Raw genomic sequence first — 21,217 nt, forward strand, 5'->3', positions numbered from 1 at the left:
CGGAAGCGTTGAAACATGGTCATGACCGATTAGCCGCACTGATCGTGAGGGGGATTCGGCATGACGATGGATTCGGATGGCGGCTGGAGCGCCGGGCCTGGCGGTGATGGTGATACGACCACGGAGCATGTCGGGTTTCTCGAACGCCTGTGGAAGTCGATCACCGGGATCTTGGTCGGTCTCGCCCTCGTCGGGGGCACGGTCTGGGGCATCTTCTGGAACGAGGGCCGGGCCATCGGCACCACCCGGGCCCTGAACGAGGGCGCCGGCGTCACCGTGACGGTGCCGCCCGCGCGCGTCGACGCGGCCAACGAGGGCAAGCTCGTCCATGTCGCCGGCGACCTTCGGTCCGGCGGAACACTGACGGACGCCGACTTCCAGATATCGACCCAGGCGGTCCGTCTCGTCCGCAAGGTCGAGATGTATCAGTGGAAGGAGGAGCAGAAGACCGAGACGCGCAGCAATGCCGGCGGTTCGCAAACCCGGACAACGACCTACAATTACACGCGCGTCTGGTCCGACCGGCCCATCGACTCCTCGCGCTTCCGTCGCCGCGACGGCCACGAGAATCCGGCCATGCCCGCTACCGGCCGCACCCAGACGGCCCCGAATGCGACGCTCGGCGCCTTCCGTGCCGACAGCCGCGTGATCGGCTTGTTCGGATCGGGTTCCGAGCGGCGTCTGGACGTGACCGATGCGCAGTTGCGGGCCTTCACCACCCGCTTCGGGTCGCAAGCCCGGCTGAACGACGGCGGGGTCTATGTCGGTTACGACGCCGCCAACCCGGCGGTGGGCGACGTGCGCGTCACCTATTCCATCCTGCCCGAAGGGCCGGCCACGGTCGTTGCGCGCCAGGTCGGCCAGGGCTTCGGCCCCTATCAGGCGTCGAACGGCCGCGAGGTCTTTCTCGGCGAAACGGGAAGCAAGACGGCGCAGGAACTCTACGCCCACGCCCATGAATCAAACCGCATCCTGACCTGGATCCTGCGCATCGTGGCCATCGTCGCCATGTGGATCGGCTTCAACATGATGCTGCGGCCGTTCGTGGTGCTGGCCGACGTGATCCCGCTGTTCGGATCGGCCATGGCCGCCGGCGCCGGCATCGTCGCTCTGGCGCTCACCCTGGTGGTCGCCCTGCCGGCCTTCGCCATCGCCTGGTTCTGGCACCGTCCGATCATGTCAATCGGCCTGATCGCCGCGGGCCTGGCGGGAGCCTATGGTCTGAAGATGCTCGGTGAACGTCGCCGTGCCGGGAAGGCTCCGGCCGGTGGCCAGCCGTCCCAGCCGACGGCGGCTGCCGCCTATGGCGGCGCGCCAGGACCCCAGGGCTGGCAGGGCCAGCCGGCCTATCCGCAGGGCCAGGCACCGGGAGGCTATGCCGCCGAGCAGGCCTATGGACAGCCCCAGCCCGGCTATCCACCGCAGGGGTGGCCGCAGGATCCGGGGCAACAGGCACCGCCGCCGCCGCGGGCCGGAGGGTTTCTCAACGTACCGCCGACGCTGAGGCCAGGACAACGGAACTGAGCCACGGGACGGCACGCTGAACGAAGAACGCCCGGCCGATGAGGCCGGGCGTTTCCGTGTGGACCCTGATGCACGATCAGGGGATCAGGATGATCGAGCCGGTGGTCTTGCGGCCGGTCAGGTCCTTGTGGGCTCTGGCCACATCCTTCAGCGCATATTCCGCCGGCTTCTGGATCTTCACGGTGCCGTTCTTGACGACCTCGAAGACGTCCTTCGCATTGGCGAGGAGGTCCTTCCGCGTCGAGACATAGTGGAACAGCGTCGGCCGGGTCAGCGATGCCGATTTCGGCTGGAGGATGGAGGGTGCGACCGGGTCCGGCGGACCGGAGGCTGCCCCGAACAACACCAGATGGCCGCGGACGGCCAGGCACTCGATTGACTTGAGGAACGTATCCTTGCCTACGCCGTCATAGACGACCTGGACGCCCTTGCCGCCGGTGATGTCCTTCACCCGCGCGACGAAATCATCCTTGGTATAGAGGATCGGGAACTTGCAGCCGTTCTTCTTCGCGAGCGCGGCCTTCTCCTCGGTCGAGGTCGTGCCGATCACCGTCGCACCGAGCGCTTTGGCCCATTGGCAGAGCCACAGCCCCATGCCCCCGGCGGCCGCATGGACGAGGATGACATCGCCCTTCCTGACCGGATAGGTCTCTTTCAGGAGGTAACGCGCCGTCATGCCCTGCAGCATGATCGCGGCGGCCGTCTTGTCGTCGATCGCCTTCGGCAGCTTGACCAGCGAGGCGGCCGGGATGAGCCGCTTCTCGGCATAGGCGCCGGGCGGCCCGCCGGCATAGGCCACGCGGTCGCCGAAGGCGACTTCGGTGACGCCGGGACCGATGGCCTCGACGACGCCGGCCGCCTCCATGCCGATGCCGTGAGGCAGGGTCGGCAGGGTATAGGCGCCGCTGCGCTGGTAGATGTCGATGTAGTTCACGCCGATGGCCGTCTGGCGGATGTAGGCCTCGCCAGGTCCTGGAGGCTTGATCTGCACATCCTCATAGACCATCGCATCCGGTCCGCCCGGCTTGTGGATGCGGATCGCCTTCACCATGTCGCTGTCCCCTTTGCCATGCCGCGCCGCCGCTGCGTTCCTGGACGTCCGGCCTGCAACGCGCGAACCGATTGTTGCGGACTGTTGTAAAGCGACGGAACGGCGTTCGTCGACAGCCATTCTTGCCGGCGAAGCAATGCCGACATGGACATGGTTGCGCCGTGGTGTCGTGGGAACAGCTCTTGCGAGGCGAGGCCGAGGAGCCCCCATGCTGTCCCGTCGCGATACGATTCTGACCTCGCTCAAGGCCGCGACCGGCGTCGCGATCGCCGCATCGTCTCCCTTGGGGACTCTGCTCTCGTCGCCCGTCCAGGCTCAGGGCAGGGTGACGCCCGACGGCGTGCCCTTCGGCGCCGCCGTGCGGGACGGGCCCCTCGCCGCGGAGGCCGACTACCGCGCCGCGCTGGTCCGCCATTGCCGCCAACTCGTCGGCGAGGGGGGGCTCAAATGGTACGATCTGCGCCCCTCGCGCGAGCGTTTCGTCTATGACCTCCCGGACAAGCAGATCGACTTCGCCACGAGCAACGGCATGACGCTGCGCGGACACACGCTCGTCTGGTACGGCGCCATGCCGGACTGGACCAAGTCGATCGCCTCAGCGTCAGAAGCCGAGCACGAACTCGTCGGGCACATCGAGACGGTGGTGGGCCGCTATCGCGGCCGGATCAAGAGCTGGGACGTGGTCAACGAGCCGATCCCGGACGATCCGGCCAGCCGCTCCGATATCCGCCCGTCGATCTGGCAGCAGCGGATGGGCGAGAGCCACATCGCGCTGGCCCTGCGCACGGCGGCGCGCGCCGATCCGGATGCGCAGCTCGTCATGAACGAATATGACATCGAGTTCGTCGGTGCGCGTTTCCGGCGCAAGCGCGAGGCCTTTCTCCGGCTCATCCGCGACCTGAAGCTGCGCAACGTTCCCCTGCATGCCATTGGGCTGCAGGGACACCTGCGCGGCGAACTCCCCATCGACAGGGAGGGCCTCTCGGCCTTCATCGCCGAATGCCGGTCCATGGGTCTCAAGGTGCTGGTGACGGAACTCGACGTGATCGACGACAAGCTTCCCGGCCCGCCGGAGGTGCGCGATATCCTCGTCGCCTCGCGCGTCTACGACTTTCTCGACGCCATCCGGGTGTCCTCGCCGATCGATGCCATCCTCACCTGGGGGATCACCGACCGGCACACCTGGGTGCCCATCTACTTCAAGCGCACCGATGGCTTCGTCAACCGGCCGCTTCCTCTCGATGCCGACTACCGGCCGAAGCCGATGATGCGCGTCATCGAACATTTCCTGCGGGAGCGTCGTTGATGCTGATCCGCCAGACCTCGACCTACATGGTCGCCCACGGCACGTCGGCCGCGCTCGGGTTCCTGTCGGTGGTCCTGTTCACGCGGCTGCTGACGCCCGCCGAATACGGCATCTATGTCGTGGCGCTCAGCGTCGCGGGCATCATCTCGGCGCTGCTCTTCACCTGGGTGCGCCTCTCGGTGCTCCGCTTCGAATCCGAGGGGGAGCGCACCGACATCCGGCTAACGGCGCTGGCGGCCTATCTCGTCTCCGTCGTGACCTTGCCGGCGGCGCTCGGCGTCACGGTCTGGGCGCTCGCGGTGCCGTTCGACAAGGCGCTGGCGGCGATCGTGCTGGCCGCCGCTCTCGGTCTCTTCGAACTCGGACAGGAGATTCTCAGGGCGCGGCTCGATTCCACCTCCTACATGCGCGCGACCGTCATCCGCGCCTTCGCCGCGATCGGTATCTCCTACGGCCTCGTCCAGATGGGATGGGGCGGCTACGGCCTCGTCGCCGGCGTCGCCGGAGCCTATGTCATCGCCGCCGTGGCGTTCTCGGGGGCGACCTGGAAGGGGCCGCGCAAGCCCTTCGACCGCGTGACCTTCCGCACCATGCTCGGCTTCGGCATCCCGATGGCGATGTCGGGAGGCGTCTTCGCCTTCCACTCGGCCCTCGACCGCCTGCTGGTCGCCTATCTCCTCGGCGATGCCGCGGCCGGCGTCTATGGCGCCTCTGCCGACCTCGTCCGGCAGATCATTCTGTTTCCGGCCCTGTCGGTCGCCTCGGCCGTCGTGCCGCTCGCCATCCGCTCGCTGGCGGAGGAGGGGCCGGCTGCAGCCGATGCCCACCTGACGCGCAGCGGCGAACTGCTGCTCGCCGTGGTTCTGCCTGCGGTTGTCGGCCTCGCGATCGTCGCGCCGCATTTCGCCGCCCTCATTCTCGGTCCGGACTTCCGCGACACGGCTGCGGCGCTCATTCCGATCCTCGTCTTCGCCTGGCTGTTCCAGACCATCTCGCAGCAATTCGTCCAGGTGAGCTTTCACCTCGCCAAGAAGCCGTCGCTCATGGTCGCGCACGGCACAGCCATCCTCATCGTCAACGTCATCGCCATGGCGCTGCTCGTGCGCCCCTTCGGCCTGAAGGGCGCGGCCTGGTCGCTGGTGATCGCCGAGGCCGCCGGCGTCGTGGCCGGCTATCTCCTGTCGCAGCGCGCCCATCCCTTGCCACTGGCCTGGCGGCCCATCGCGAAGGTGGTGCTCGCCGTCGCCGTCATGGCGGTGCCGACGGCGCTGCTGGAGTGGAGCCTGCCGGGCGAGGGGATCTGGCCGCTGGCGGTCACCGTCGCGGCCGGTGTCGCAACCTATGCCGTGGCCGCCTTCGCCCTCGATCTCGCCGGCACCCGCTCGGCCCTCATGGCACGCCTGAGGCCGGAGGAGGGCGTGGTGAGAGGCTGAGGCGCGGCATGCACCAAGGCATGTTCCTGGTGCGGCGTGGAGAGCGGGCGGGTCAGACGTCCCAGCGGACGGCCGCGATGTGTTCCGCCAGCAGTGCATCCACCTCGTGGCGTGCCGGGTCGAAGGCTTCCCGCCCCATGCGCTCATATTTCCAGCTGTCGCTGATCTCGCGGAAATGGCGGTAGGCGAAGTCCTTCGTCATCCAGCGTGACGGGATATGCCCGCCGATGGAGTGGATCTTCCACTGGGCGCGGTCGGGGATGCGCGAGGGTACGAGAGTCCATTTCGGCGGGCAGCGGTCTGCGTCCACGGTCACGAGACCGAAGCGTTTCACCGGCCGCTCGCGCCGCGTCACCGTGTAGTCGCGATGGCGCCGTCCGGCCATGCCGGGGGGCGGATCGCGGCCCTCCATGCCGATCGTCCACCGGCCTTCATAGCGCAGCACGCCGAAGGGCTCGGCCTCGACCGCCTCGAAGATGCTGCGGCCAGAGGGGGTGAGGATGAACTCGTCGACGTCGGAGCCCTGGACGCTGGCGGCAGCCTCGAGGAAGCGGCGGCGTGCATGTTCCCAGACGCCGTGCTGACCAAAATCGGAATCCCAGTAGCGCCGTGCGTCGATGCCCTGGGGGCCGAACTTGTACGGCCAGTCGACGACCATGATCGCGGCGATGCCGGAGAGACCTGCAAGCGCCTCGGCCAGTTCCTCCGGGGTGTAGCGGATCGAACCGTTGTCGTAGATGAGCACCGCGTCGGCGCCGTGAATGTCGCGGGAGAAGCGCACCCAGTCCTGGATCCAGGCGAGATCGTTGTTGCGCGATTGGGTGAACAGCACGCGCCTACCGGCGAAGATGTCGACCTCGCTCGGCTGCACCGCGACCTCCACCGTCCCGAGCGGACATTGGAGGCGCAGGAATTGCGTACCGTCCGGGGCCTCGACATGAATCTGGCCGTGGCGGTCCATCTCCCTGACTTCGAACCGGCAGTCGGCTCCGGAGGGCAGGGCGGTGATGCGCGCCCGCGCGAGATCGTTCTTCAGATTGAGGAAGGGCGGGCCGGCCAGGACGATCCGGCCCCGTGTTCCAACGAAGGCGTCGTAGAACAGGGTGTCGGCATCGAAACGTTCGTCGTAATCGGCGTCCCGCGCCGCGGCCGGACGCGGCGGCAGCCGGCGCGCGTCGGTGAAGTCCGTCAGGATCGTCGGATGCAGCCGCATGATCTCGACATGGGCGGCGAGGGGGCGGCTCACGGGTGAACTCCTGTCGACATCGCCCTGACCGGCGTCGGCATCAGCACGCGGTATGGAGGCTGAACGCCGCATGATCAGGCCGACCGCGTCGCCATCAGGTAAATGGCCTTGGGGTTGGTCACCGCATAGCGCCAGAACAGGCGGCGCGGCTCCAGCCAGATGCGGTAGAGCCACTCGAGCGAAGCCTTCTGCATCCACTCGGGGGCCCGCCGGTTGGTGCCCGAGAGAAAATTGAAGAGCCCGCCCGAGGTCTTGATCATGCCGACATGGGTCAGCCTGTCGGCATGGCGCGCAACGAAACGCTGTTCGTGCGGAACCCCCATGGCGAGCCAGAGGATGTCCGGTGCGAGGGCGTCGATTTCTGCGACCTTGGCGTCGAGGGCCTCGCCCTTGAGGAAGCCGTGGCAATGCCCGACGAGCCTGAGCCCGGGATAGGACCGGCGCACGCTGGCGACGGCCCTGTCGTTCTCCTCGGGTGTCGCGCCGAACATGTAGAAGGTCACGCCTTCCTGCTCGGCCCGTCGGGCCACATCATGGAAGAGGTCGGTGGTGGCCACGCGCTCCGGCAGGGCGATGCGGCAGCGGTAGCGCGAAGCCAGCACCAGAGGCTGACCGTCCGCGACGATCTGGTCGGCATCGCCGATCAGCGCCGCCAGTTCGGCATCGGATGCCGCCCGTGCCAGAACCTCGCCATTGGCCGAGGTCAGATAAAGGGGGCGTTGCCCACGCGGGCGCTCACGTGCCGCGCGGATCATCCAGTCGGCGGTCGCGGCGCGGTCGAGCACTGCGATGGGCAGGCCGCCGACCTGGACGGTCGGGATGGCGCGAAAGGCCGTGTCGAAATCGGTGGACATGGCGTCACTGCACCAGACGGGCGACCGGATTGCGGGGCATGGCGGGGGCCTGGCTCTGCGGCGGCGCCATGCCGCTGCCCGGCCTCAGAAGGGTGAGCAGGATCGCGAGGCCGATGCCGAGCCCTGCCCCGAAGATGAAGCCGGCGGCTGCCATCACGACGCCGCGGGGCGGGAACACACGGTCGCGCGGCGGCTGCGCCACCGTGATGATGCGGGCGTTGCTCGTGTCGACACGCTCGAGCTCGCTCGTCTCGCGGGAGCGGGACAGGAAGGTATTGAGCAGGTTCCGGTTGACGTCGACCTCCCGCTGCAACTCGCGCAGCTGAACGAAGGCCTGGCCGGCGGTCGAGGCCTGGGTGGTGAGCTGCTCGACGGTGCGGCGCTGCGTCGCCTCGGCGGCGCGGGCGCGGTCGAGATCGGCGCGCGCTGCCTGGGCGATGCGTCCGAGTTCGTCGGCGATGGCCCGGTCGAGATCGGCGACCTGCGCCTGCCCGTTGCGGACGGTCGGGTGGCGAGGACCGAATTCGGTCTGGGCATCGGCGAGGCGACGGCGGGCCTCGGCCTGCTGCCCGCGCAGCGCCGCGATGGTCGGCGACATGACAGCCTCGGGCAGGGCGCCGGCCTGGCTGGTGGTGCGCAGCGAGATCTGGATCTGCTCGTGACGGGCCTGGGCCTCGGCGACACGCGCCTGCGCCTGTCCCAGCTGGGTATTCGCGTCGGTGAGCTGCTGCTCGCTGACGAGTTGGGTGCGGGTGCCGACGAGGCCGTTCTGGCGACGGTAGTCCTCGGCGCGCTCCTCCGCGGACCGGACGCGCGCCCGCAATTCGTCGAGGCGGTTGGTCAGTGACTGGGTGGCCCGGCGGGCCGCGTCGGCGCGGGCGGCGGTCTGGCTGTCGATATAGGCGTGCGAGACGGCATTGGCGAGGCGAGCCGCCTTCTCCGCATCGGCGGCGCGCACCGTCACCTCGATGACGAAGGTGCGCTCGGGGCGGCGGACGATGACGCGGTCGTAGAGGGAATTGAGGGCGAGGCGCTCGCGGGCCTCGAGGCTCTCCTCGGCGCCCCGTGCCATGCCGAGCCGGTCGAGCAGCGCGACCGCCCAGGAGGCACCGCCCTTGCCGTTGAACTCCGGGTCCTCGGTCAGGCGCTCGCTGTCGACGACGCGCGACAGCACGCTCTGCGAGGTCACGATGCGCGCCTGGCTCTCGACGAAGTTGATCGCCGTATTTGAATCCTGCTGGCGCGGGGTCAGTTCGTTGTCGAAGACCTGGAGGCCGCGCGGGTCGATGAAGATCTGCGCGGTCGCCATGAAGCGCGGGGTCATCAGCCGCGATGCGCCATAGGCGGTTACAGCACAGGCGAGAGCCAGGATGAGGATCGCCATCCAGTGGGGCCAGACGGCCGCCAGGAGACCCGCGGCTTGCGAAGCGTCATCGGCGCGGCGCGCGGGTGACGTCTCGCGGCGTTCGGAACGACCATCGTCATACATGGGCGGAGCCCTTCCTGGCCTGTCCGGTCCGCCGCAACCGCGCCGTCCCGGATTGGAACACGAAAATCCATTCGTGCTCAGACCCGCAAGGCCGGGGCCAGAGGCCGGCGTATCGGTTCAGGACACGCCGATCCGGTCGAGCGCCGCACCCACCGGCAGGATGTCGATGCCGCGCTCCTGCGTTCTCTCGACGACACGCGTGAGCATCGCGATGGAGGTGCCATAGGCCGATGGCGTGTCGCACACGTCGTGGGTGAAGAAGACCAGCCAGCCGCATGCGGCTTCCACCTGATCGAGCAGCCGATCCAGACTGTCGGCATTCAGGGCGCGCTCGCTGATCTCGACGGACTTCACGAAGTCGAGGTCCATCCGGCCGGCATTGATGCCCTCCTGGACAGAACGGCTCGCGCGGACAGTCGCCGCCAGATGGCGTTTCTGCATCAGGCCACAGAGACCGTAGGGATAGGCGTAGGTCTCACGCCGGAGGTCGGGCAGGAGCCGGCGCAGCCGCGCCCTATTGGCGGCGAGATCGGCGGCGAAGGCTGCCGGCCGCATGGAGGAGGCCGCGCGATGGCAATGGCCGTGGAGGCCGATTTCGTGGCCGCGCCGATGCAGGTCGACGGTTTCCGCGTCTCCGGCCACGATCCAGTGGGGTGTCGTCAGGCCCGATAGTCCCGAGGCGACATAGTATGTCCCCCTGACACCGCGATCCTCCAGGATCGGGGCGCCGTGGGTATAGGCCGAGACCGGAAAATCGTCGAAGCTGATCGAGACGACGGGCTTTTGCAGCGCGACACGCGCGGTCCGGAACGGCCAGCGCCGCCCGATCATGTGATCGAGTCGCGCCGGCAGGCTGCCGAAGCGCATGTCGGCGCCATCGTCGGCCTGTGCGAGGCTATCGGCCCGTCGCGGCGTCGGGAAGCGGGGGCGGGGGGCGCCCTGCGTGTCGTTCTCGGCCAAACCGGTCACCTCGTTCCGCTGGCCTGTTTTCGGACAGAACCAGTTCCAGTCGATGCATCGGGGGAGAAACTGGCAAGACCCGCGCCACACAGGATGCGGCAAGGGCCTTGCTCTATGAAGGGCAAAGCGCTTGCCGTCCCCGCGATGGAGCCTGATCTTGAACCAGGTTGAAACAATGAGCCCCGACATGTCCCGCCGCGAGACGGCAGATGCCGGCATTGCCGCCCGCAGTGCCGGCCTCGATGCCGATCGCGTGAAGGCCGCTGTCGTGATCGCCACGTTCCGGCGTCCGGCCATGCTGGCGGAGACGCTGGCCTCGGTCGCAGCCCAGCGGACGGACGTCGCCTTCGCCGTGGTCGTGGTGGAGAATGATGCTGTCCGGCGCGAGGGCCTGTCCGTCGCAACAGACTGGCTGTCGCGCGGAACAGTGCCTGGAATAGCCATCGTCGAGCCGGCTCAGGGAAATGTCCATGCCATCAATGCCGGCTTCGCTTTCGCCCTGAAGGCCTTCCCGGCGGCGGATTGCATCCTGATGATCGACGACGACGAACGGGCCTCGCCCGACTGGCTGGCGCTCATGGTCGCCGCGGCCGGGCGGATGGATGCCGACGTCGTCGGCGGCCCCGTCATTCCCCAGTTTCTCGAGGAGGCTCCGGCGCTTCTCGCGCGCCATCCGGTTTTCTGGCCGAGCCACGACGCGACGGGCCCGGTTCCGATGATCTACGGCACCGGCAATTGCCTGATCCGACGACACGTCTTCGAACGCATGGGTCCCCGGCCGCTCGATCCCCGCTTCAATTTTCTCGGTGGAGGCGACCTCGACTTCTTCACCCGCTGCCGTCATGCAGGCCTGACGTCGTTCTGGGTGCAGGAGGCGCTGATCACCGAGACGGTGCCGGCGGATCGGGCGCGGATCGGCTGGGTGCTGCGGCGTGGCATGCGCATCGGCTCGATCAACCGCGCCGTCGAGGTCAAACAGGCCAACGACCGTCGCGCCCGCCTGAAGGTTTTTGCAAAGGACCTCGCCATTGTCCCGATTGCGCTGGTGCGGGCGTTTCTCGCGCTGGTGCGCACGGGCAATCCGGTGATCGCTGCCCATCCCCTGGCCGTCTCGGCCGGCCGGATCGGCGCCTGGGCAGGGCTGGAGCAACAGCCCTACAGGGCGGGTGCGTCGTCATGACGACGGGGGCCTCTCAGCCGGCCGGCAGCCTTCCCGCGGGCGATCTGGCCGAACTCATGCTCTATGCGCGGGCCGTCGTCTTCGTTGGTGCGTTCCTGCTCGCCTGGGTGACCCTCGAGCCCTATGCCGATCTGACCAATGCGGTGGCGCTGGAACTTGCGTTCGGTCGGGAGGGTGCGACCTATGCCGCGTTCGGCATTCTCGCGGCATTGGCCGTCGCGGTCGCCTTCGTGACGCAGCCGCGGGCGCTCGCCACGCTCTTCCATCCCTTGTGGATCGTACTCGGCGTCTGGCTGTGCGTTACGGTGGTCACCTCGGCCGATGTGTCGCTGTCGCTCCGCCGCCTCATCCTCTTCGGCCTTCTGGCGGCGCTCTGCGCCTCGCTGTTCCTGATGCCGCGCGGCAGGCGGGATCTGGCGCGGCTTCTGGTCGTCGCCGTGGCCGTTCTGGTGGGCCTGTCGCTTGTCGGCATCGCGCTGTTTCCCGAGTATGCGATCCACCAGGCGGCCGATCTCAGCGAGCCGCAACTGGCGGGGGACTGGCGCGGCGTCTTCGCCCACAAGAATACGGCCGGTGCCGTCTTCGCCATCACCATCTTCATGATGATCTATGCCATCCGCGCCGGCCTCGCGGCGAGCGGCTCCGTCCTGCTCGTCCTGTGTGCGCTGATGGTCGCGATGTCGGGCGCGAAGAGTTCGACCATGTTGCTGGTGGTCGCCGTCGCGATGTCCCTCGTCGTGTCGCGCATCCGGAACGGATGGCTGGTCTCGGTGCTGGCCCTGACGCCGCTCGTCACCCTGATGATCCTCGGCCCCGGAACGGTTGTCAGCGAGGCCATCGCCGGCGTCGTCCGAATGCTTCCCGTCGACGTGACCTTCACGGGTCGCGCGGACGTGTGGGAACTGGCGCTCGAGAAGATCGCCGAGCGACCGCTCACCGGCTTCGGCTATTCGGCGTACTGGGCGCTGGAATCGACCCGGTTCGGGCAGGAGGATACGACCCAGTGGGGCGGCAATGCCGCGCATGCCCATAACGGCTATATCGATGCGGCGTTGAACATGGGCTTTCCGGGCCTGCTGCTGACGGTGGTCGTGTTCGTGTTCTGGCCGATCCGCAACTATCTCGCCGCGCGCCGGGGCGGCGCAGACCCGGCGCTTCTCATGCTGCTTCTGCAGATCTGGCTGTTCGGCATCTATCTGTCGGTGATGGAGAGCTTTCTGTTCGTCCGCTTCGATCCCATCTGGATCACCTTCCTTTTCGCGGCCTTCGGGCTGCATTTCCTCGCGCGGCGCCCCCATGTCGCGGCGTGACGGGTCGCGGGCGCCCGAACGACCGCTGGATATCCTGATCTCGGATGCAACTGCCCCCTGCGGCGTCGAGGCCTTCGCCCGACGACTGGCGGCGACGGCGGGGCCGAGGGGCGGAACGCGCGTCCTCGGCAGCGCCGGCACAGGAGCGGGTGACGCGGTGCTCGTCATCAACCTGCCGGTCGTCGCCTGGAAGCGCCAGCTCGTCGACCCGGTAGTGGAGGCGGCGCGGGCGCGGGCCAAGGGCCGCAAGGTTCTGGTCGTCCTGCACGAGTGGGCCGACCTCGACTGGAAGCGGCGGGCGAGTTACGCCCCGCTCCTGCCGCTCGCATCGGCCATCGTCTTTTCCTCACCCGAGGTCGCCGACCAGTTCGCCGCAAGCCCGCTGGCCGCCGTCGCGCCGAGGCGCAGGGGCATCGTTCCGATCCCGCCCAATCTGATCCTGCCTGCGGAATGTCCACCGACCGCCCTGTCCAAGCGGCTCGCCGCGGAGCGCGCGCAGGACCGGCTGGTCATCGGCCATTTCGGATCGATCTATCCGCGCAAGCAGTCGACGCAGATCCTCGACCTCACCGCAGCGCTGAAACAGCGCGGCGGCGATCCCTTCGCCGTCTTCATCGGCTCCTTCGTGAAGGGACAGGACAGGGTCGAGGAGGACTTTGTCGCCAGGGCCCGTCAGCTCGGGATCGAAGACCGCGTGCTGGTGACCGGCTATGTGGCGAGCGAGCCCGAGCTCTTTGCCCTCTTCGCCGAGGTGGATGTCTTCACCTACCTTTTCGCGGAAGGTCTCACCAGCCGGCGCGGCAGCGTCCTCGCCTGCGCCATGTCCGGGCGGCCGGTGGTGGTCAACGCGCCGGAGGGGGCGGGGGCCTTCAACCATCATCCGACCTATCTGCGGCTGCTGGCCGAAGGCCGGCTGCGGCTGGTACCGACCCATGCCGGCATCGATGATGTCGCCGCGGCCGTCGAGGAGGCCGCGCGGGCGCCCGGCGGGTCGGCCCGCCTCGATGTCGATGCGGCCTGGCGGGATGCCCTGTCCGCGATCGACGCGGTTCTGGCCGACTGACGATCCACAACACGGCTGGCCTTGCCAACCCAACACTTGCCTCCATCCACGCTCTCACAGACGAAAGCCGCGGCACCTCCCGGCACTCGCGGCTTCAGGTCGCCGTCGATGGATCGCGAACTCGGCCCGCTTCTCTAGAAGGCGTTGTCGTAGGCCTTCCGCGAGAAGACGGTCCGGAACAGGATCTCGATGTCGAGGAGGATCGACCAGTTGTCGATGTAGTAGAGGTCGTGCTCGACCCTCGCCTTCATCTTGGCGTCGGTGTCGGTCTCGCCGCGCAGGCCGTGAACCTGCGCCCAGCCGGTGATGCCGGGCTTGACGTTGTGGCGGCGGGCATAGAGCGCGATCCGCTCGTCGAATTCGCGATCATGGGCGATGGCGTGTGGGCGCGGCCCGACGAGCGACATCTGTCCCGCCAGGACGTTGAGGAGTTGCGGCAGTTCGTCGAGGTTCCAGCGCCGCAGGAAGCGCCCGACGCGGGTGATCCGCTGGTCGTCGCGGGTGGCCTGGCGAACCACGTCGCCATCCTCCGTCACCGTCATCGTACGGAACTTGACGATCTGGAAGGCACGCTGGTTGAAGCCGAGGCGGCGCTGGCGGAACAGGATCGGCCCCGGGCTGTCGAGCTTGATGGCGATCGCGACGAGCAGCAGCACCGGCGTGAACAGGAAGAGTGCGAAGGAGCTGAGCGCGAGGTCGAGCACACGCTTGATCATGACCTCGCCGGCGGTCAGCGGCGGGCGGCCGAGCTGGAGGCTGGCGATGCCGCCGGCTTTGGCGATGTGGATGTCCTGGAACCGGTCGAAGATGCGCTCCGGACCGAGGTGGATCGTCACGGGAATGCGCATGAAGCCGTCGACGAGACGGTCGATCGTCTCGGTGTCGGACCAGGGCACGATGATCAGCACGTCGTCCAGCTGCATCTCGCGGGCCTGCGTGGCGATCCGGGCGATGTCGTCGCGACCGACCGACCCGCCTCCGGGCGACAGGAGACCGGTTCCCGCGATGTGCATGCCGGCATTCCACGGCTGGTGGCGCAGCGCGAAGGCCGTCACGTCCTCCTCGCGGCCGACCAGCATGACGCGGCGGGCAGGAATGACGCCGAGCTTGGAGCCGAGCGTCATGAGCCTGCCGGCCGTCCTGCGGGCCACAAGGACGGCGGGAAAGCCGGTGACGAATGTGAGGATGACGGCGACGCGCGAGAAGGCGTCGGTCGTCTTGGTGGCGAAGGCGAAGGCCATCAGCACGAGAAATGCTGCTCCCCACAGCGTCAGCGTGGTGCCGAAGGCGCGCTGGACGCCGACATAGTTCCCGATCTGGTACTGGCCGCGCACCGCGCTGAGCAGCACGAAGGTGCTGGCGATCAGCAGCGCCAGCGTGGCCTGGGGCTGGGCGGTCCACCATTCGCCGCTGGCGATGCGGCTGTAGAGGATTGAACCCAGATAGGAGGTGAGAGCGATGACGGTCCAGTCGAGGAGTGCCGTCGACAGTTTTACCGCCAGACGCATCCATGCATAGCCGCCACGGCTGCGCCGGGCCAGGGCTCCTGCCGGAATGTCGAGTTCTTTCAGGGTCATGGCTTTGACTCGCAGGCCGATCGACAACGCCTGTCCCGAACGGGGACGAAATGGCTCACATGCCGGAGGTGTTGCAGAACCCGTGCCGCAACCAGAGCCTCGGCACCGGTCAGTCGCCCTGGGGCTTCCCGCGCGCGGCCGCGAGCGCGCGTGCGACCAGCGTGCGCCGCGCCGCCGGCGGCGTGAGGTCGTGATCCGCTCCGGGGATGATGGTGAGGTGGAGATTGTCCCGCGCCGTCAGCCAGCGGCCGTTCGCACCGAAATGAAGCGCCATATCGCCGAGCCCTGCATCGTTCTCGCTGAACATCAGTTCGACGGGAACCCTGCGCTCGGCGAGCTTCCGCACCATGTCGCGCGCCACCTTCGTCTGTTCCGAGGGCGCGACGGCGCGCAGTCGCGCCCCGAATCGCCGGCCGAACTCGCGGATCAGCGGTCCGATCTTGCGTTCGCCGGTGAGGAGTCTCTTCCAGGCCCGGGCTTCAAGCACTTTGGCGGCGTAGCTGGCGGCGAGCGGGTAGGCGGATGCGATGGCCTGTTCCACCGTCTCCCCCGGCCGCCAGACAAAGCGCTGGATGTTGACGAGGATCAGACCGGTGATGCGCGGGTCGCGGGCCGCATGGTGCAGCGCCAGATAAGCGCCGCTGCAGGCGCCGAGCACCGTCACCTGGCCGAAGCCGCGGGCGGCGAGGAGATCGACGGCATCGGCCATCTGGGCGTCGTTGGCCGGATGGTAGAGCACGGCGTCCACCGTATCATCCGCGCCGGGCCGGTCTTGGCCGTCGCCGATACCGGCAAGGTCCATGCGGAGCGAGGCGATGCCTTCGGCTGCGAGTTCACGCGCCAGCAGGACGCTGGACCGGGCCCATCCGACATGCGAATTGCGACCGGCATTGACGATCAGCAGCACGGGCTTTCCCGGAGCGGCTGCGCGCGGCTGGCAGATGACGCCGAACAGGCGGTTGCCCTCGCCGAACGTCATGGCCTCCTCGCGGAAATGCGGCCCGTCCAGCATGGCGGCCGCTGACGGGACCGGAGCGACGAGATCTCCTCGCGGCAACCCCGACACCCAGGCAACGCTCCGGGCGATGACGTCGGAGGGGGTCGCGGCCATAGTAGGGCTCAGCGAGATCGCCTCGAAATCCTGCGCCTCCATGACGGTGAGCCCGTGACGGGCCCGCCAGGCCTCCGCGAGGATGCGCGCCTCGGCCGAGTTCCTGCGATGCAGCAGCAGGGTCGGGACGGGCGTCGTCTCCAGCCTGCAGAGATCGATCTTGCGGATGGCATCCAGCGACTCGTTCGTCGTCGGGAGGCCGGCGATGAGCAGGCCGTCGTCGGTCACCGTGTCGTCCGGGTTCAGCCGGGCGCCCTCGGCGACCGCACGGGCCGTCATCGCCAGTTCGCGCGCGTAGCTGCGTCCCTTGACGATGGGGTCGAGAAGCAGAAGCCCGGCCGGCGCCGGATCCGATTGTGCCGCGAGGGTGGCGATCGTCGCGCCGAAGCGCAATCCGGCGAAGACGATGGCGGACACGCCCGCATGTCGCCGCAGGACCTCGGCGGCCTGGCCGACCGAGGCAGTCCAGGCGGTGAGGCGCTCGGGATCGGTGTCATCTCCGAGGGAATCCGCCGTTCCCGGCAGGTCGAACCGCAGCGCGGCGTGCCCCGCCGCAGCGAGGGCATCGGCCAGCACGCGCAGGCTCTTCGTTGCCGCGAGCGCTTCAACGCCGTGCGGCGGCACGATGACCACGCCGATGCCCGATGGCGCGACGCCGTCCGGCAGGTGCAGCTTGCCCATCAGGCCGTTGAACGTGACGGGGATCATGCTGCGAACTCGTAGGGCACGGGATGGCTGTTGAGCGCCGAGACGGTTCCGCGCGGTACGGCCTGTCCGGTTCGGCGGATGAGAGGCACGACGCGGGTTTCGCCGGGCGCCAGGCTGAAGCCTTCGTCGGCAGCCCGGAAGCCTGTGTCCTCGATCGTGACGAACCTGGCCAATCGCGATGCGGTGATCGACAGGGTGGGGGTCTCGCCATGGTTCGCGGCGGTCACCGACAGGCCGATGTCTCGCGGCGTGCAGGCGCGCCCGGCAACGACATGGCAGGCTTCGGCGAGGAGCTCACCCGTTTCCGGGTCATGAAGCCGGGCAAGCGTCGCGTCATGGGCTAGGGCGCCGAAGCGGTAGGCGTGGGAGACGTCGAAGAAGTGCCCTGTGAGCGCAAAGCTCGACCAGCTTTGGGACGCCCGGGGGGCAAGGGTGACGTCAGCCTCGGCGCGCGAGAGCGGGTGCGACCCTTCGCCATAGGTGGCGAGCAAGAGCCGCAGCCGCCTCGTTTGGGTCGTCTCGTTGACGGCGTGGATCCCGAGCCCGTTCAGCCCTTCGTCCGTGATGCCGAGATGGACCGGATGGAAGGCGCGCCTGAGGGCGTGGTAGACCGTCTTCGGCGCGCCGAGACGGTCGATGACACCCCAGCCGGCTCCCGGCTTCATGTCGTTCAGGAACCAGACCAGCCCGCCGCCGCACGGCGATCCGGACCGGCGCCATTCGGCGAAGACGGCTTCCATCAGTTCGGCAGGCGCGGCGCGGCCGAGAGCGAGATAGCGGTCGGGATCGCTGCCGCGCAGCGCCTCCGGATCGACGCCGAACAGGGCGCGGGCATAATGGTCGCGCACGTCCTCGAAATCCCAGGACGCACCGGCATCGCGCGGCACGCCATCCTTCCAGCGCGGGTCGGCAGGTGAGGTCAGGTTCTCGCTCGCCAGCGTTGCCGCCGTGGGAACGTTGGCGAAGGCGAGGCATTCGGAGGCGAACCGTACGTTGGCGCGGCGAGCGTCCTCGACCGGGCGACAATAGGCGCCGACGCCGAAATAGTGGGTGACACCCTCATTCGTCACGAAGGGCAGGGGACCGCCCCAGGGCGTGTGGGGCACATAGACCGCCTGCGGCGCAACCACGGCGACGATGTCGGGCAGCACGGTTTCGAACAGCGGCATCGCCGCCTGCGCCGGCTTCAGGCCGAGCATCGTGGCCTGCTGGGCCATTTCGCTGCCGCCGCAGACAATGGCGAGAGAGGGCGAGCCCTGGAGGCGCCCGAGCAACGAACACGCTTCCGCCTCGACCTCGCACCGGAATGCGGGATCGTCGGCCGGATAGTCGAAGTTGGCGAAGGGCAAGTCGTGCCAGACGAGGAGACCCAGCGCGTCGCAGGCCTCATGGAAGGCGCGGCTCTCCGGCGATGTCGTTCCGGAGATGCGGATCATGTTCATGCCGGCGTCGCGGGCGAGCGTCAGCAGGGGCCGCGGGTCGGTCTTGCCCGGCGACACCGGATCTTGCGGCATCCAGGAGGCGCCACGGCAGAAGATGCGTTCGCTATTGATGCGCAACGCAAAGCCCTTGCCGTCCGGGCTGCGATCGATGTCGAGCGCGCGAAAGCCGACCCGGCCGAGATCGATGTTGCGGGTGCCGATTCGCAGGGAAACCGCATGCAGCGCCGGCTCGCCATGGGTGTGCGGCCACCACGGGGCGATGCCCGGCAGCACCATTCGCCCGGCTTGGATGCCATCGGGGCCTGGATGGAGAGCATGAGCATGGCCGGCGCAGGTCACCTCAACCGCCGCATCCACTGAGCCGGCAAAACGAACCGAGATGTCGAGGACGCCGTCCTCGCCGTCGAGTCGCGCCGCCAGGGTCAAGGTGTCGAGACGCGGTCCGGTGTCGTGGTGGATCAGGGAGACACCCTGCCAGGGGCCGACGACGGCCACCTCCGGCGACCAGCCCGGCATGTGACCGAGGGGAGTTGTGCGCACGAGCCTGAGCGATCCCGGCTGGATCATCATCGGCCGCCAGCGCTGGCGCGGTCCCTTCGCCGCAGCCAGGATCGGGTTCAGGGCGTGAAAGCGGATGGCGAGTTCGTGACGCGCTTCGCCGGTCATGTCGACCTCGTAGGCGCGGAACATGGAGCGCGCCTGGAGCACCGGACGGCCATCGAGGAAGACATCGGCATGTCCCGCCAATCCCTCGAAGCGCAGCGTCGACGGGCCCCCGGCGGTGACGGCGCAGCGATACCAGACGTCCTTGTCGTGCAGCCCGGATGTCGCGCCGGGGGCAAGCCGTTCGGCCGCGATCAGCGCCTCCTCCGCGGTCCCGGGAACAGGCGCAGGGATCCAGTGCGTGCAGTCCGCGAGGGCAGTCGGTTCTAGGATCGCTCCGGGCTCCGTCACGGTCAGCTCCCAGCCCGCATCGAGCGGGACGATCGTCTCGTCCGTATCGTTGCGAACCAGGGACATGCGCAGTCTCAGGATGCTGCCCGAACGAGCGTCCGGGTGTCGGCGGAGGGAAAGCGCAGGACCTGCGCCAGTTCGTCCATGAGCGCATCATAGTTGCGCGCGGTCTCGTCGAGGGCGGAGGCGAGGGCGTCCGTCTTCTTGCGCGCGAGGGCGCGGGCGAGGAGGAACTGGAAGGTCTTCATGCCGTTCGACATCGCCTCGCACAGCGCCACCGCCGACTCGAGCCCGGCGACCCCCTGGCGACCAAGCCAGGTGAGGTGATCGCCGAGCAGGGCGATATTGGCCCCGAACTGGCGCGCCGTGTTGAAGGCATAGGGGTGGAAGGAGCAGGGCGGCTGCGTCGCCAGCCAGTCGAGGTGCTTCTGCAGGGCATCGCGATAGGCGAGGACCGGGTTGCGCTCGGGTCTGCGGGCCCAGTGCGCCGCAAGGCGCGCAAGGGCCGCATCCTTCAGGGCGCGGCCCGACAGGCCGGGTCCGACGACCTTCACGAATTCGGTGTAGGGCGGCAGGACGGGCGTCGGGACGGAGCCGAAGCCGAGCAGATGCTCGACGTCGGCGCCCTGCATCTCAAAGTACCCGGCATTGTGGAAGTAGCCGAGCCTCGCCGTGGCGCGGTCGAAGAGATTGACCGCGATCGTCGTCTTGGAATGGTCGGTGCGGTAGGTCACGCCCTGCGTGTCCGGCAGGAAGTGGGCGTCGACCTCGACGAGGACGATGCGGTCGCGGGCGATCTGCTCGTCGAGATGATCGACGAGCGGCCGGTAGATCGACAGTTCCTGCAGGTCGAGGCCGAACAGGGCGTCGAGGTCGCCGTTCGGGATCTTGAAAAAGGTGAACTGGTCGCCCTCGAAGTCCTGTGCCAGCGTCATCCCGAGAGCTGCCGCCGGCTCGCGGCCGAGCGTATGCAGGAGCTCGATGAAGAGATCCGTGTGGCAGTTGGTCTCCGGCCAGGCCCGTTCCGCATCATGCAGGGCATGGCGCGGATAGGTCGCGGCGTCGAGATTCGGGAAGACAGCGGCCATGGTCAGAGCCCCAGCGACTGGCGCACCGAGGCCGGCCAGCGCTTCACGTTGGTGCCGTAGTGCTTCAGCAGCGCCAGAATCACCCGCTCGTGGCCGAAGCCGACGCAGGCGGTGTGCGCCACCTCGTCGCCCTCGGTGGTCAAGCCGAAGGTCTTGCCGAAATGGTCCTGGTGATAGTTGAACGACAGGCAGGCCGTCGGGTTCTCCTCGCTCTCAATGGCGATGAGCAACTCGAACTTCAGGCGCTGGTCGCGCTGGTTCACGGCCAGCATCTTGCCCGTCCGGCCGAAGAAGGGATCGTTGGCAACGTCCACGGCGAAGGGCAGGCCGAGTTCGCCGACCATGGCTTGGCCGCGCTCCAGCCAGGCGGCGCGGAATTCGGTCACCTGATCCGGCGTGCCCATGCGGACGAACTCGCGCATGCGGAAGAATTGCTGGCGGGCAGGATCCTTCGACGGCTCATGACGGAAGCAGTAGGAGAGGAGGTCGAAGAGGCGGCCCTCGGCGGGCAGAGTGCCGCGCTTCGCAGCGGTGGGATAGAGCGGATAGCAGGCGGCCGGGGTGAGGACGATCTCGCTCGCCTTCTGGCCCTCGGTCCAGTCGCCCTTCTGCTCGATGGTCTGCAGCAGGCTGACGTGATCGGCCGGGCTGCCGCAGAAGCAATGCACGGTGCCTGCGAGCTGCGGGAAGCTCTTCATGTAGCCCGACTGCTCGAAGACCGACCGCGACATGGCCGGGGGAAAGCGCACCACTTCCGGCTCGTCGGCCGCGCCATAACGCGTCACGAGATTCTGGAAGCCGTCGCCGATGGCCTCGAACAGGCCGGAGCGGCCATAGAGGCCGTCGACACCGGTCTCGATCAGCAGGCCCTGGTCGAAGAGTTCGTCGAGGAAGGTCGTGGTGCCGGTCTTGGCGAGCATG

The 21,217-nt window shown here is 68.2% G+C and carries 16 protein-coding genes; 6 read left to right on the forward strand and 10 right to left on the reverse strand.

All coding sequences use genetic code 11. The features are described 5' to 3' along the window. Window positions 1–60: 60 nt before the first annotated feature. Window positions 61–1,524: a TMEM43 family protein gene (locus tag ACJ4V0_RS17970; protein ID WP_448300976.1), complete on the forward strand. Its 1,464-nt coding sequence runs from the start codon at window positions 61–63 to the stop codon at window positions 1,522–1,524. A gap of 76 nt (window positions 1,525–1,600) precedes the next feature. On the opposite strand, the gene ACJ4V0_RS17975 is transcribed toward ACJ4V0_RS17970, so the two are convergent. Continuing rightward, window positions 1,601–2,575 (reverse strand): quinone oxidoreductase family protein, encoded by a 975-nt coding sequence (locus ACJ4V0_RS17975; RefSeq protein ID WP_448300977.1) that lies wholly within the window; start codon window positions 2,573–2,575, stop codon window positions 1,601–1,603. A 208-nt stretch (window positions 2,576–2,783) separates the two neighbouring features. On the opposite strand from ACJ4V0_RS17975, the gene ACJ4V0_RS17980 reads away from it, so the two are divergent. Both ACJ4V0_RS17980 and ACJ4V0_RS17985 read left to right on the forward strand, forming a co-directional pair. Beyond that, entirely contained in the window at window positions 2,784–3,881 is a 1,098-nt protein-coding gene (locus ACJ4V0_RS17980; protein ID WP_448300978.1) for an endo-1,4-beta-xylanase, read from the forward strand. Further along, complete coding sequence (locus ACJ4V0_RS17985; protein WP_448300979.1) at window positions 3,881–5,314, forward strand: lipopolysaccharide biosynthesis protein; 1,434 nt, start codon at window positions 3,881–3,883, stop codon at window positions 5,312–5,314. The genes ACJ4V0_RS17980 and ACJ4V0_RS17985 overlap by 1 nt, the downstream gene beginning before the upstream one ends. A 52-nt stretch (window positions 5,315–5,366) precedes the next feature. Here ACJ4V0_RS17985 and ACJ4V0_RS17990 read toward each other — a convergent pair whose 3' ends face one another. From ACJ4V0_RS17990 to ACJ4V0_RS18005, 4 genes are all read right to left on the reverse strand, one after another. Next, window positions 5,367–6,560, reverse strand: a complete 1,194-nt coding sequence (locus tag ACJ4V0_RS17990) for a hypothetical protein (protein WP_448300980.1) — start codon at window positions 6,558–6,560, stop codon at window positions 5,367–5,369. 74 nt (window positions 6,561–6,634) lie between these two features. Continuing rightward, window positions 6,635–7,414 carry a WecB/TagA/CpsF family glycosyltransferase gene (locus ACJ4V0_RS17995; protein ID WP_448300981.1) on the reverse strand — a complete coding sequence of 260 codons (780 nt, stop codon included), beginning with the start codon at window positions 7,412–7,414 and terminating at the stop codon, window positions 6,635–6,637. Window positions 7,415–7,418: 4 nt separating this feature from the next. Continuing rightward, window positions 7,419–8,903 carry a GumC family protein gene (locus ACJ4V0_RS18000; protein ID WP_448300982.1) on the reverse strand — a complete coding sequence of 495 codons (1,485 nt, stop codon included), beginning with the start codon at window positions 8,901–8,903 and terminating at the stop codon, window positions 7,419–7,421. Window positions 8,904–9,020: 117 nt separating this feature from the next. Next, on the reverse strand, window positions 9,021–9,863 hold the full coding sequence (locus ACJ4V0_RS18005; protein ID WP_448300983.1) for a polysaccharide deacetylase family protein: 843 nt from the start codon (window positions 9,861–9,863) through the stop codon (window positions 9,021–9,023). 187 nt (window positions 9,864–10,050) lie between these two features. Between ACJ4V0_RS18005 and ACJ4V0_RS18010 the strand changes: the two genes are divergently transcribed. Genes ACJ4V0_RS18010 through ACJ4V0_RS18020 form a run of 3 tightly spaced genes read left to right on the forward strand, consistent with a single transcriptional unit; the run spans window position 10,051 to window position 13,416 of the window. Beyond that, window positions 10,051–11,043: a glycosyltransferase family 2 protein gene (locus ACJ4V0_RS18010; RefSeq protein WP_448300984.1), complete on the forward strand. Its 993-nt coding sequence runs from the start codon at window positions 10,051–10,053 to the stop codon at window positions 11,041–11,043. After that, the gene (locus tag ACJ4V0_RS18015; RefSeq protein ID WP_448300985.1) at window positions 11,040–12,353 is read left to right on the forward strand and encodes an O-antigen ligase family protein; all 1,314 of its coding nucleotides are present in this window, start codon (window positions 11,040–11,042) and stop codon (window positions 12,351–12,353) included. Before ACJ4V0_RS18010 ends, ACJ4V0_RS18015 begins: the two co-directional genes overlap by 4 nt. Next, entirely contained in the window at window positions 12,340–13,416 is a 1,077-nt protein-coding gene (locus ACJ4V0_RS18020) for a glycosyltransferase (RefSeq protein WP_448300986.1), read from the forward strand. Before ACJ4V0_RS18015 ends, ACJ4V0_RS18020 begins: the two co-directional genes overlap by 14 nt. Window positions 13,417–13,550: 134 nt before the next feature. On the opposite strand, the gene ACJ4V0_RS18025 is transcribed toward ACJ4V0_RS18020, so the two are convergent. The 5 genes from ACJ4V0_RS18025 to ACJ4V0_RS18045 form a co-directional block, all read right to left on the reverse strand. Then, window positions 13,551–14,993 carry an undecaprenyl-phosphate glucose phosphotransferase gene (locus ACJ4V0_RS18025; RefSeq protein WP_448300987.1) on the reverse strand — a complete coding sequence of 481 codons (1,443 nt, stop codon included), beginning with the start codon at window positions 14,991–14,993 and terminating at the stop codon, window positions 13,551–13,553. 109 nt (window positions 14,994–15,102) lie between these two features. Then, the gene (locus ACJ4V0_RS18030; RefSeq protein ID WP_448300988.1) at window positions 15,103–16,812 is read right to left on the reverse strand and encodes an alpha/beta fold hydrolase; all 1,710 of its coding nucleotides are present in this window, start codon (window positions 16,810–16,812) and stop codon (window positions 15,103–15,105) included. Next, window positions 16,809–19,274, reverse strand: a complete 2,466-nt coding sequence (locus ACJ4V0_RS18035) for a glycoside hydrolase family 2 protein (protein ID WP_448300989.1) — start codon at window positions 19,272–19,274, stop codon at window positions 16,809–16,811. Before ACJ4V0_RS18035 ends, ACJ4V0_RS18030 begins: the two co-directional genes overlap by 4 nt. Window positions 19,275–19,282: 8 nt before the next feature. After that, entirely contained in the window at window positions 19,283–20,296 is a 1,014-nt protein-coding gene (locus tag ACJ4V0_RS18040; protein ID WP_448300990.1) for a DUF1839 family protein, read from the reverse strand. 2 nt (window positions 20,297–20,298) lie between these two features. Next, window positions 20,299–21,216, reverse strand: coding sequence for an amino acid--[acyl-carrier-protein] ligase (locus ACJ4V0_RS18045; protein ID WP_448300991.1), 918 nt, complete (start codon window positions 21,214–21,216; stop codon window positions 20,299–20,301). Window position 21,217: the final 1 nt, after the last annotated feature.

It is taken from the genome of Phreatobacter aquiterrae (genome assembly GCF_053471285.1).